At 67.6% G+C, this 11,925-nt stretch carries 14 protein-coding genes; 12 read left to right on the top strand and 2 right to left on the bottom strand.

Annotated features, from left to right (window positions below; translation table 11 throughout):
* From JHD80_RS18530 to JHD80_RS18545, 4 genes are all read left to right on the top strand, one after another.
* Positions 1 to 859, top strand: an 859-nt coding sequence (locus JHD80_RS18530) for a metallophosphoesterase family protein (protein ID WP_199090404.1), incomplete at its 5' end; no start/stop codon positions are given.
* A 29-nt stretch (positions 860 to 888) separates the two neighbouring features.
* Complete coding sequence (locus JHD80_RS18535; RefSeq protein ID WP_429068606.1) at positions 889 to 1,233, top strand: cupredoxin domain-containing protein; 345 nt, start codon at positions 889 to 891, stop codon at positions 1,231 to 1,233.
* A gap of 8 nt (positions 1,234 to 1,241) precedes the next feature.
* On the top strand, positions 1,242 to 1,802 hold the full coding sequence (locus JHD80_RS18540; RefSeq protein WP_349237299.1) for a sigma-70 family RNA polymerase sigma factor: 561 nt from the start codon (positions 1,242 to 1,244) through the stop codon (positions 1,800 to 1,802).
* Positions 1,803 to 1,810: 8 nt separating this feature from the next.
* Positions 1,811 to 2,599, top strand: a complete 789-nt coding sequence (locus JHD80_RS18545; RefSeq protein WP_248311638.1) for an anti-sigma factor family protein — start codon at positions 1,811 to 1,813, stop codon at positions 2,597 to 2,599.
* 236 nt (positions 2,600 to 2,835) lie between these two features.
* On the opposite strand, the gene JHD80_RS18550 is transcribed toward JHD80_RS18545, so the two are convergent.
* Positions 2,836 to 3,627, bottom strand: coding sequence for a class I SAM-dependent methyltransferase (locus JHD80_RS18550; protein WP_199090408.1), 792 nt, complete (start codon positions 3,625 to 3,627; stop codon positions 2,836 to 2,838).
* Positions 3,624 to 4,049: an NUDIX hydrolase gene (locus tag JHD80_RS18555; protein ID WP_210339926.1), complete on the bottom strand. Its 426-nt coding sequence runs from the start codon at positions 4,047 to 4,049 to the stop codon at positions 3,624 to 3,626. Before JHD80_RS18555 ends, JHD80_RS18550 begins: the two co-directional genes overlap by 4 nt.
* Positions 4,050 to 4,409: 360 nt before the next feature.
* On the opposite strand from JHD80_RS18555, the gene JHD80_RS18560 reads away from it, so the two are divergent.
* The 8 genes from JHD80_RS18560 to JHD80_RS18595 all read left to right on the top strand — a co-directional run bounded on the left by JHD80_RS18560 (position 4,410) and on the right by JHD80_RS18595 (position 11,917).
* Positions 4,410 to 4,928: a GAF domain-containing protein gene (locus tag JHD80_RS18560; RefSeq protein ID WP_199090410.1), complete on the top strand. Its 519-nt coding sequence runs from the start codon at positions 4,410 to 4,412 to the stop codon at positions 4,926 to 4,928.
* A gap of 7 nt (positions 4,929 to 4,935) precedes the next feature.
* The gene (locus JHD80_RS18565; protein WP_199090412.1) at positions 4,936 to 5,286 is read left to right on the top strand and encodes a winged helix-turn-helix domain-containing protein; all 351 of its coding nucleotides are present in this window, start codon (positions 4,936 to 4,938) and stop codon (positions 5,284 to 5,286) included.
* A gap of 303 nt (positions 5,287 to 5,589) precedes the next feature.
* Positions 5,590 to 6,612 (top strand): tonB-system energizer ExbB, encoded by a 1,023-nt coding sequence (gene exbB / locus JHD80_RS18570; RefSeq protein ID WP_199090414.1) that lies wholly within the window; start codon positions 5,590 to 5,592, stop codon positions 6,610 to 6,612.
* A 3-nt stretch (positions 6,613 to 6,615) separates the two neighbouring features.
* Positions 6,616 to 7,065 carry a TonB system transport protein ExbD gene (exbD, locus tag JHD80_RS18575; protein ID WP_199090416.1) on the top strand — a complete coding sequence of 150 codons (450 nt, stop codon included), beginning with the start codon at positions 6,616 to 6,618 and terminating at the stop codon, positions 7,063 to 7,065.
* Positions 7,062 to 7,925 (top strand): energy transducer TonB family protein, encoded by an 864-nt coding sequence (locus JHD80_RS29135; RefSeq protein WP_199090418.1) that lies wholly within the window; start codon positions 7,062 to 7,064, stop codon positions 7,923 to 7,925. The genes exbD and JHD80_RS29135 overlap by 4 nt, the downstream gene beginning before the upstream one ends.
* Positions 7,926 to 7,991: 66 nt before the next feature.
* A complete protein-coding gene (locus JHD80_RS18585; protein ID WP_199090420.1) occupies positions 7,992 to 8,258 on the top strand; it encodes a hypothetical protein in 267 nt (88 codons plus the stop codon).
* Between the two features lie 394 nt (positions 8,259 to 8,652).
* On the top strand, positions 8,653 to 9,858 hold the full coding sequence (locus JHD80_RS18590) for an ABC transporter substrate-binding protein (protein WP_199090422.1): 1,206 nt from the start codon (positions 8,653 to 8,655) through the stop codon (positions 9,856 to 9,858).
* Positions 9,859 to 10,048: 190 nt separating this feature from the next.
* Positions 10,049 to 11,917: an ABC transporter permease gene (locus JHD80_RS18595; RefSeq protein WP_199090424.1), complete on the top strand. Its 1,869-nt coding sequence runs from the start codon at positions 10,049 to 10,051 to the stop codon at positions 11,915 to 11,917.
* Positions 11,918 to 11,925: the final 8 nt, after the last annotated feature.

The raw sequence follows: 11,925 nt of genomic DNA on the forward strand, positions 1-11,925 counted from the left end.
GGTTTCGGGTGGCGTGCCCGTGTCGCTCGGCCTGCTCGGCGAGGCCAGCGCAGCCGAGACGGCGACGGGGTTCACGTTCCTGCAGATCTCGGACAGCCATATCGGTTTCGACAAGGCAGCCAACCCGCACGCCATCGACACGTTGAAGGAAGCCGTCGGCAAGGTTGGAGCCTTGCCCAAAAAGCCCTCCTTCATGATCCACACCGGCGACATCACCCATCTGTCCACGGCTGCGCAGTTCGATACAGCCGGGCAGATCATCGGCGGCGCCGGGTACGACGTGCACTATGTGCCCGGAGAGCACGATATCATCGACGAGAACAACGGGCGCGCCTATCTCGATCGCTACGGCGCGGGCACCAAGGGCGCCGGCTGGTATTCCTTCGACCAGAACGGCGTGCATTTCATCGGCCTGGTCAATGTCGTCAATCTCAAGGCGGGGGGCCTCGGCAATCTCGGTGCAGACCAGCTCGCTTGGCTGGCCGACGACCTCAAAGCCGTCGGCGCCTCGACGCCGATCGTCGTCTTCGCCCATATCCCGCTCTGGGCGGTCTACCCGGAATGGGGCTGGGGCACCGACGATGCGGCGCAGGCGTTGGCTCTACTCAAGCGCTTCGGCTCGGTTACCGTGCTCAACGGCCACATTCACCAGATCATGCAGAAGGTGGAGGGCAACGTCACTTTCCACACGGCCCTTTCGACCGCTTTCCCGCAGCCCGCACCCGGCACCGCGCCATCACCGGGACCGATGACCGTGCCGGCCGGCCAGTTGCGCTCTCTTCTCGGTATCACCCAGGTCGCGGTGAAGCGAGGCAAGGAGGAGCTCGCGATCATCGACAGCACCCTCGCAGGCCCCTGAACCGCGCGGCGCATAGAAGGATGCCTCCCATGATCCGCATAAACGTCAGCTCCCGACCGCTTGCCTGCGCCCTTGTCTGTCTCGGCATCGTCGTTATGGCGCAGGCCCCTCTGCGGGCCGCGGATGCCGCGCGCGTCAAGATCGACAACTTCACCTTTGCCCCCAAGCTGCTCACGGTGAAGGCCGGGGCGACTGTGACATTCCAGAACGACGACGACATTCCCCATGTCGTCGTGGCGAATGACGGCTCGTTCCGGTCCAAGGCGCTCGACACCGGAGATTCCTACGTCTTCACCTTCACGAAACCGGGTGATTTTCCGTATTTCTGCGCGCTTCACCCGCATATGCAAGGTACCATCACCGTCACTCCGTGAGGTGCGTGGTGCCGGGAGAAGCGGATGATGTCGCGGTGTTGACCGGCAAGACCTCGGCGGAGCGCTTCAGCGAGGTGGTTCTTCCCCATCTCTCCGACGCGCTGGCGCTTGCGCGCTGGTTGACCGGCAATGCCGATGACGCTGAGGACGTCGTGCAGGAGGCTTGCCTGAAGGCCTATAAGGGACTGGCGACCTACGCCGGCGGCAATGCGCGCGCCTGGCTGCTGACGATCGTGCGCAATGCCTCCTATGCCTGGCTCGCGCGAAATCACCCGCGTCGCGTCGTCGCCGTCGGCGACCTCGCCGATCTCGACGCATTGGCCGCCGACGCCGACACGGATGCCGGCACGCCGGAGGCGGCCTTGATCGCCAAGGCGGACGTGGCCGCGCTTGAAACTGCGATCACGCTGCTGCCGCACCCGTTTCGTGAGGTTCTCGTGCTGCGGGACGTCAACGGCCTCGGCTATCGGGAGATCGCGGCGATGCTCCATGTGCCGCTGGGTACCGTGATGTCGCGGCTGTCGCGGGCGCGCGCGCAGCTTGCGGCGCAGCTCGGGGGGAGCCGATGAGAAAAAATATGGAATTGCCGTCGGATCCTGCGGACCTTCAGTTGCTGCTTCATGCCCTGGTCGATGGCGAGCTCGATGCCGCCACGACCTTGGCTCTGGAGCGTCGACTGGCGGATGATCCGGCGCTCGCGGCCGAGCACGCTCGCATTGCGGCCTTGCAAACTGCTGTTCGCAACCTGCCTCGCCCCGACGTCAGCGATGCGTTCCAGGCCCGCATCGCTGCGCTGGGCGTTGCCTCCCAGGCGGCGGCACGGCCAGCATCTGCTCACTCCGCTTGGCGTGGCTGGCGTGCCATGGCGGCCTCGATCCTGGTCACCGCCGTTCTGACGAGCGGGCTGACCCAATGGGCGATGACACGCGACGCGCCGGACAGCTTCGCTGCCGCCGTCGCCAGCAGCCATCGCCGCAGCCTGCTGGCCGCAAGCCCTGTGGACGTCGCCTCGTCGGACCGGCATACGGTCAAGCCTTGGCTCGACGCCCGCATCGGCCTGTCGCCCGCGGCGCCCGACCTCGTAAAGGACGGCTTTTCACTCCTGGGCGGCCGTATCGAGGTGATCGCGGACAAGCCGATTCCGGCTCTCGTCTACAAGCACCGCGAGCATCTGATCAGCCTCGTGGCCGCCCCACAGGACGGCAGAACCGCCTCCATACCGGCTGGAGCCGAGCGGTCCGCCGGCGGCTTTTCCCTGATCCGCTGGGCCGACGGGGCATTCACTTACTGGGCGATCTCGGACACGGATCGCGCCACTCTCGAAGATTTCGTCAGTCGCTTCCGGGAAGCCGCCGCGGCGGGCTGACTTCCGATCCTGAGGATCGTCGCCAGAGGCGGGTTGAAAACCCTTCCTGGGTTTGGGAATTCCCCCCGGAAACACCCAACCATCCCGTGCTTGACCCGGAATCCATTCCATAGGCCTCCGGTTGAGGCTCAGGCAGGAAGCCCGATCCCCGCTCCGCGGCGTCCGGGATGACAAGGTTTTGTCTATGATTTTGGAGGGCCGGTTCTCGCAGGAGATCCGGCCCTTCTGCTGACGGATCAGGGCCGCGCGACGACGAGGCGCAGCGAACCGTCGAAGCTCGGCTGATTGCGCAGGAAGCCGTAGCAATCGTCCCAGGCGCCGCATGCGAGATCCTGGCGCAGCCTCTCGATCGAGGCCGCACTCTCGGCCTCATCGACGAAGCTCCAGGCCGAGCAGGCCGAGCGCGCGCCCGGATCGAGGAAGAGTTCCGGCCGGCCGTAATAGGCCTCGTTGAAGCCGTCGCGACAGCCAAGCGGAATCGGCACCGCGACGATCTCGACATCACCGCCGAGCACCGTGCCGATATGGCCGAGCGAGGGATAGCGTCGCGCCTCGGTGGCCAGCACCTCCGGTGCGTAGTGATCGAGCCAGAAGGCTTGCACCAGATCGGGATCGCAGGAGAGGATGACGACCGGGCCGCGCGTCACCCGTCGCATCTCGCGCAGGCCGGCATCGAGATCCTGCCATTGATGCACGGTGAAGGTCGCCATGCTCGCGTCGAAATGCCCGTCGGGAAAGGGCAGGGCCTCCGCCGTGGCGTCGATCGCGGCGACGATATCGGCCGGGCGCTGTGCTCGCATCGAGGCCGAGGGCTCGACCGCGATCATGTCGCGGCCGCGCGGCTCGTAGGACCCGGCGCCCGCGCCGACATTGAGCACCCGCCGGGCCGGGCCGAGCGCCGCCTCGATCAGCGCTGCGATGGCGGGCTCGGGCTGGCGATAGGAGGCATAGCCCTGGCCGATGCGGCCGTAATCGGCATCGCCGGCGCTGCCATCGGCCCGGCGCGGGCTCGAGATCACATCGTTCATCGGGATGTCTCCGTCAGCATGGACCGCCAGAGCGGCAGGGCGTGATCACGTGTCAGCGGGGCGAGGGGAAGCGTGGCGGTCGCGTCGGGTTCGAGCCAGGCGATCTCGGCGATCTCCGCCGCCGACCGGGCTTCACCGTTGAGAGGCAGGGCGTAGAGCTCGGCTTCCACGGTGAAGCCCGGTTCGTTGGCCGCTGGGGCCGAAAAGCGTCCGCAATGGCGCGCGGCGTCCGGCGCGACGGCCAGACCCAGCTCTTCGCGGAGTTCGCGGGCGAGCGCGGCGAAGGGTTCCTCGCCGCGTTCGATCTTGCCGCCCGGCTGCATGAACCAGGCGGTGCCGGATTTGCGGACGAGCAGCAGGCGCCCGCGCGCGTCGGTCAGCAAGGCGGCTGCGATGCGGATTTGCCGGGCATCCTCGTCCAAGATCGATTCCCTATCCGGTCAAGCGCGGGCGAGGATTGCCACGATCCGCATGGCGCGGGGAAGGGGTCTGGCCTCGGTTGATCGCAAGGGGGCGAACCACGCGCTTGTCATTCCGGGGCGCGCCACAGGCGCGAACCCGGAACCCACGACTGGGCGAGGCCTCTTACACCTGATGACAAGGGCACACCCAGTCGTGGGTTCCGGGTTCTTCGCTCTGCGAAGCCCCGGAATGACAAAAGTCGCGCCGGTCAGAACGATCTGCGGTTGCCCTACAGGGCCTCTTCGATGGCGCGGCCGGGGCGATGGTGGTAGGAACCGGCGCTGGATTTCGAGAGCGCAGGCAAGCGAGGCGTCAGGATCATGTTCGAGGCACGCAGCATCGACGGCGGCAGCAAGCCGGAATTCTACCGCGAGCTCGAAGCGCAGCTCGAAGCCCTGCTGGCCGGCGAGAGCGATGCCATCGCCAACGCCGCCAATACCTCGGCGCTGCTGTTCCAGATGATGCCGGACCTGAACTGGGCCGGGTTCTACATCATGCGTTCAGGCGAGCTGGTGCTCGGCCCGTTCCAGGGCAAGCCGGCCTGCGTCCGCATTCCCGTCGGCAAGGGCGTCTGCGGCGCGGCCGTTGCCCAGCAAAAATCGATGCTGGTCGAGGATGTCCATGCCTTCCCCGGCCATATCGCCTGCGATGCCGCCTCGCGATCCGAACTGGTCGTGCCGCTCGTCGGCCGCGACGGCGTCATCGGCGTGATCGACCTCGACAGCCCGTCACCGGCGCGTTTCGACGCCGACGACCAGGCCGGGATCGAGCGTATTGCGGCAATCTGGCTCGCCGCCTGCGGGGAGGGCGCCGAGTTCGCCCTGGCCAAAGCCTCCTGAGCCGGCGATGCCCTCGCTGAGCCTGCGCATCCAGCTCGATCCCGAGGGCAGGATCGGCCCCGGCAAGATCGCGCTGCTCGAGAATATCGCAAGGCATGGCTCGATCTCGGCGGCCGGCCGGGCGATGGAGATGTCCTACCGGCGCGCCTGGGAGCTGGTCGAGGAACTGAACGTGCTCTTCGGCAAGCCGGTGGTCGAGCGCCAGGTCGGCGGGCGCAATGGCGGCGGCGCCAGGCTGACCGCGCTGGGCGAAGCCCTGATCCTGCGATTCCGGGCGGTCGAGCACGCAGCCGCGGAAGCCGCTGCCGAGCATCTGGCGGCGCTTCAGGCCGAGATCGATCGGCCCGAGCGCAATTGACGCGAGCGCTCCGGCGAGCCCGCCCTGCATTCACCGAATAGCGGATATGTGAGGGCGGTCCGGGAGCGCGGGCAGGCCTGAATTGCCATGGCCGGGACCCGTCCGGGGCCATCGCCGGCGAGCCGCTTTTTCTTGACATGCCCGTCCGATTCGAACAGGCGTATCGCATATGCAGCGACGCCGCTGCAAGTCTTTTTTTGTAATGATTCCAATGAGGAAGCTGCGGGTGCCCTAGTGCCTGCGGCAAGGCTGCGGAACCGGAAAAGCCCGGGCCGCGCTCCTCCGGAGAAGGCTGGATTTGTGATGATGCGTGCGTTTCGTCTGGCTCTTGTCGCGCTGAGCCTGTCCGTCGTCGTGGCGCAGGCGCAGGCGCCGGTGCAGCCCGCACCCCAGGCGCCGTCCGAGACGGCCCCGCCCGCGGCGCAGGCCCAGCCGACGACGCCGACCAATCCGCTTCCGCCGGCCTTGCCTCAGCTCGGCATCAATCCGCCGAGCACTGCCCATCCGCCCCTGGCCCTCGGCAATCCGGCGGCGCCCGTGGCAGCTCCGGCGATGACGGCGACCCTGCCGCATGACCTGTCGCCCTGGGGCATGTTCATGGCGGCCGATATCGTCGTGAAGGGCGTGATGCTCGGGCTCGCCTTCGCCTCGCTGGTGACCTGGACGATCTGGCTCGCCAAGGCGATGGAGCTGGCGGCGGCCAAGCGCTCCGCCGGGCGGGCGCTGCGCCGCATCGAGGCCGCCGAGAACCTGGGCGAGGCCGCAGGCGCTGCCGCCGGCAAGAGCGGCAAGCTACGCGGCGCGGTCGGCCAATTGCTGAACGCCGCCCTGTCCGAAACCCGCCGCTCGGCCGATCTCGGCGAGGACGGCATCAAGGAGCGCGTCGCCATCGCCTTGTCGCGGATCGAGGCGCGCGCCGGCCGCTCCATGGCGCGCGGCACCGGCCTGCTCGCCACGATCGGCTCGACCGCGCCCTTCGTTGGCCTGTTCGGCACGGTCTGGGGCATCATGAATTCCTTCATCGGCATCAGTCAGGCCAAGACGACCAATCTCGCCGTCGTCGCACCGGGCATCGCCGAGGCGCTGCTGGCGACCGCGATCGGCCTCGTCGCCGCCATCCCCGCCGTCATCATCTACAACGTCTTCGCCCGCGCGATCACCGGCTACCGCGCCACGCTCTCCGATGCTTCCGGCGAGATCCTGCGCCATCTCTCGCGCGATCTGGAGCGCCGCCAGCGCGCCGTCGCGCCGGCCCCGCGTGCGGCCTCGGCATCGTCTGCTTCGGCAACGAGCGTGGCGTCCGCACCGCTCGTTCCGGCGGAGTGAGCCATGGGCGTCTCCCTCAAGGACCCGCAGGACGGCGACCTCGGCGAGGTCAGCGACATCAATGTCACGCCATTCATCGACGTGATCCTCGTCCTGCTGATCATCTTCATGGTCGCCGCGCCGCTCTCGACCGTCGATGTCGCGGTCGATCTGCCGGTCTCGAACGCGCAGCCGCAGCCGCGGCCGGATACGCCGATGTTCCTGACCGTGAAGGGCGATCTCACGCTCGCGCTCGGCAATGATCCCGTGCCGCGCGAGGCGCTGCAGGCGGCGCTGGACCAGAAGACGAATCGCGACCGCGAGCAGCGCGTGTTCCTGCGGGCGGACGGCAGCGTCGCCTATAGCGAGCTGATGAACGTGATGAACCTGCTGCGCAATGCCGGCTATCTCAAGATCGCGCTGGTCGGTCTGGAAGATACCGGGCAGGGGGCTGCTGCGGGGCCGAAGCCATGAGCATGGAACGCCCATCGCTTTCCCGTTTCGCGCCGGCCGCCTTGCGCTGGAGCCTGGCTGCGCTCGTCGTCGCGAGCGCCCATGGCACGGCCGGCTGGGTCGTCGCCAACTGGCAGCGGGCCGAGGCGGCGATGGGTTCGCCCCCCGCCGCCGTGATGATCGAGCTCGCGCCGCTCGCCGTCGCGCCGGAAGCGCCGCCGCAGGAGGTCGCGCCCGGCCCGGAAATGGCCGAGGCGCAGCCCGAGCCGGAACCGCCGCCGCCCGAGCCGGTCGAGCAGCCCAAGGAGATCGAGCCGCCTCCGCCGGAACCGCAGCCCGTCGCGATTCCCGAGCCCGAGATCAAGATTCCCGAATTGCCGCCATTGCCGGACGCCGCGGCGATCCTGACGCCGCCGCCGAAGGAAGCGCCGAAGCCGCCGCCGCCGGAGAAACCCAAGCCGAAGCCGAAACCCAAGATCGCCGAGAAGAAGAAGCCGGTCCGGCCGGACAAGCCGAAGGCGGAGCAGACCTCGGCGCCGGTTGCGCAGGAGCAGGCTGCGCCGCGTGCCGCGGCTCCGAATTCTGGCGCGTCATCGCCGTCTCCGGCCGCGACGGCAAGCTGGCGCGGCTCGCTGATGGCCCATCTCAACCGCTACAAGCGCTTCCCCGGCGGCGCCAGCCCCGGTACGGTCCAGGTCGCTTTCAGCATCGACCGGGGCGGGCGCGTGCTCTCGGCCCGGCTCGTGCGCGGTTCCGGCGATGCGGCGCTGGACGAGGAGGCGGTCTCGATGATCCGCCGCGCCAATCCGGTCCCGGCTCCGCCAGAGGGCTTGGGCGGCGGCGCGATCTCGCTGACTGTGCCGATCAAGTTCTCGCGCTAGACTGGGTGCGGGAACTGCAAGGCCGTCTGCGCGTAGGACGGAGAAGAGCGCGAGAGGAGAAGCGCGATGACGATCATCAGGCTCGCTGCCGGCGCGATGCTGGCCATGGCGTTGAGCGGCTGCGTCACCACCGAAGCCGAATACCGCGCGATGGATGAGCAGCGCTGCCGCTCCTACGGCTTCCGAACGCCGGGAGAGGCTTTCTCGAACTGCCTGATGGAGCTCGATCTCGATCGTGCGGCCGAGCGGCGCCGCCGCTTCGATCGCTTCGACGCGTCCTTCGGTGGACCTTGGGGCTATGGCTACGGCTGGGGTTATGGCCGACGCTGGTAGGCCGCTCCCATCCCGACAAGAAAAAAGGGCCACGCCAGAAGCGCAGCCCAAGTCTAGGGAGGAAACGCCCAAGGAGGGCGGCGCAACATCTCTGCTGCGCTGCGATCTAGATAGGAGGCTCCGAGCGCGTCCGCAAGATCAAAAGGGCAGCATCGCTGACTTATTTTTGGGCGGCTCGTTTTCCAAATAAAATCAAAGGCTTTCGGGGTTTTTGCGCAAAACCGCGCAAGCTGCCGTCAGTCGCCTGCTCATCTGCTGCGTTGCAAGAAAGGCAGATTGACAAGCGCCCGGATATCCTCATTCATATGTATGCATATGAAATCCGCTTCGCCCGATCCGGTGCGAGCGGTATCGGCGCGGATTGCAGCCGCAGCGAGGCGAAGGACTACCCCTCATGCAGATCGATCGTCGCAGTTTCGTCGCGGGCACGCTCGCCCTCGGCGTCCCCTCGCTGGCGCGCGCCCAGGGCGCGGGGCCGATCCGCATCGGCGAGATCAACTCCTATACCGCGCAGCCGGCTTTCCTGAAACCCTATCGGCAGGCCTGGGAACTGGCGCAGGAACAGATCAACGCGGCCGGCGGCGTGCTCGGCCGCAAGCTCGAGACCGTCTTCCGCGATGATGCCGGCAAGCCGGAGGACGCGGTGCGCCATGCCGCCGATCTCGCGACCGCCGAGAAGGTCGACATCATCGCCGGCGGCTTCCTCTCCAATGTCGGCCTCGCGCTCGCCGACTACGCCAACCAGAACAAGCGGCTCTATGTCGCCTCCGAGCCGCTGGCCGATGCTCTCGTCTGGTCGAAAGGCAACCGCTACACCTTCCGCCTGCGGCCTTCGACCTACATGCAGGCCGCGATGCTGGTCGAGGAAGCCGCCAAGCTCCCGGCCAAGAAATGGGCGATCGTCGCGCCGAACTACGAGTACGGCCAGTCCGCGGTGAAATGGTTCAAGGAATTGCTGCTGAAGGCGCGCCCGGACGTGACCTTCGTCGCCGAACAGTTCCCGGCGCTCGGCCGCATCGATGCCGGCGCCACCGTCCAGGCGCTGGAGGCGGCCAAGCCCGAGGCGATCTTCAACGTCACCTTCGCGGTCGACCTCGCCAATTTCGTCCGCGCCGGCAACACGCGCGGCCTGTTCGAGGGGCGCCAGGTTGTCTCGATGCTGACCGGCGAGCCGGAATATCTCGACACGCTCGGCGCCGAAACGCCGGAGGGCTGGATCATCACCGGCTATCCGCATGCCGATCTGCAGACCCCGGAGCACGTCAAGTTCCGCGACGCCTACAAGGCGAAGTACAACGACTATCCGCGGCTCGGCTCGGTCGTCGGCTACGAGACAGTGCAGGCCATCGCAGCAGCGCTGACGAAGGCAGCCTCCACCGACAACGAGAAGCTGGTCGATGCCTTCGAAGGGCTGACATTCGGCTCGGCCTTCGGCCCGATCGAGTTCCGCAAGATCGACCACCAGTCGACGCTCGGCGCCTATGTCGGCAAGAGCGCGCAGAAAAACGGCAAGGGCGTGATGGTCGACTGGAGCTATCGCGACGGCGCCAAATACCTGCCCAGCGACGACGAGGTCCGCAAGCTGCGGCCGGCCGTGTGAGACCGATCAAGACCAGTGCGTCGTGCTCGGGCCTGACCCGAGCATCTCCTGCCGCGTGAGGCTCCCAAGCCTTTTCCGGCCTGAGATTCTCGGGTCTACGCTTCTCTGCGCCTGCGTGCGTCACCGTCATGGCCGGGCAACCCGTCGCCCGGCTCCTACCGTCTCCGACCGATGGCTCCCCCGAGACGACATGCTTGATCTCGTCCTCACCCAGACCCTGAACGGCCTGGCCTCGGCATCGTCGCTTTTCCTCGTGGCGTGCGGGCTGTCGATCATCTTCGGCGTCACGCGCATCGTGAACTTCGCCCATGGCTCGCTCTACATGCTGGGCGGCTATCTCGCCTTCACGCTGGTGACCTGGCTCGGGCCGGCCGATCCACTCGGATTCTGGGGCGGTGTCATCCTCGCCGTGCTGCTCACCGGCGTTGCCGGCGTACTGATCGAGGTCCTGATCCTCCGGCGGATCTACCAGGCGCCGGAGCTGTTCCAGCTGCTCGCGACCTTCGGCGTCGTGCTGATGCTGCAGGATATCGCGCTGGCGACCTGGGGGCCGGAGGACAGGCTCGGCCCGCGAGCGCCGGGATTCCGCAGCTTCGTCATCCTGTTCGATAACCGCTTCCCGAGCTACGAGCTCTTCCTGATCGCGATCGGGCCGCTCGTGCTCGGCCTGATCTGGCTGCTGTTCCACCGCACGCGCTGGGGCGTGCTGATCCGGGCGGCGACGCAGGATCGCGAGATGGTCAGCGCACTCGGCGTCAACCAGCGCCTGCTCTTCACCTCGGTCTTCGCCTTCGGCGCCGCGCTGGCGGGGCTGGGTGGCGCGCTCCAGCTCCCGCGCGAGGCGATCAATCTCCATATGGACCTGTCGATGATCGCCGAGGCCTTCGTGGTCGTGGTGGTCGGCGGGCTCGGCAGCGTGACGGGGGCCTATCTCGCCGCCGTGCTGATCGGCGTGCTCCACGCCTTCGGCATCCTGATCCTGCCGAAAATCACGCTGGTTCTCGTCTTCCTGGTGATGGCGGCGGTGCTGATCGTCCGGCCGCATGGCCTGCTCGGCAAGGCCGGCATCGAGCCGCGCGGCCATGCCGGCCAGCTCTTCCTGCTGCGCCCGGCCGATGGCGCGGCCAAGCTGTTCGGAGCCGTGGCACTCGCGCTGCTGGTGCTCGCGCCGCTCGTCGTGCCGGATCATCTTATCCTGACCCTGACCGATCTCGTGATCTTCGCGATCTTCGCCGCTTCGCTGCATCTGCTGCTGGGGCCGGGCGGCATCATCTCCTTCGGCCATGCCGCCTATTTCGGGCTCGGCGCCTATGGCGCGGCGCTGGCGGTGAAATGGCTGGGCAGCCCGATGGAGGAGGCGCTGATGCTGGCGCCATTGATGGCCGGTATCGCGGGCGCGATCTTCGGCTGGTTCTGCGTGCGGCTCTCGGGCGTCTATCTGGCCATGCTGACGCTGGCCTTCGCGCAGATCGCCTGGGCGACCGCCTTCCAATGGGTCGACCTCACCGGTGGCGACAACGGCATCCTCGGCGTCTGGCCCTCGGCCTGGGCGGTGCCCAAGACGGTGTTCTACTATCTCGCGCTCACGATCGCCGTACTCGTCATCGTTGCCTTGCGCGTGATCATCTTCGCGCCCTTCGGCTATGCCCTGCGCGCCGGCCGCGACAGCCCCTTGCGGGCGGAGGCGATCGGGCTCGATGTCGGACGGCTGCAATGGGCCGCTTTCGTCATCGCCGCGATCGCTGCCGGCATTGCCGGCGGGCTCTTCGCCTTCTCGAAAGGCTCGGTCTTTCCGACCTATATGGCGATCCCACGCTCGGTCGATGCCCTGCTGATGGTGCTGCTCGGTGGCGTGCAGACCGTCGCCGGACCGGTCGTCGGCGCCTTCGCCTATATGGGCTTGAACGAACAGCTCGCGAAGATGACGGCCTATTGGCGCTTCGCGCTGGGTCTCTCGATCGTGCTGCTGGTGGTGCTGTTCCCGCGCGGCCTCGTCGGTACCTGGCTGTTCTGGCGCGCCCGGCGCGAGAGCGCCGCGCAAGCGACGGCAACCGCATGAACGCGCCC

It is taken from the genome of Allobosea sp. ASV33 (assembly GCF_016428755.1).
Classification (GTDB): domain Bacteria; phylum Pseudomonadota; class Alphaproteobacteria; order Rhizobiales; family Beijerinckiaceae; genus Allobosea.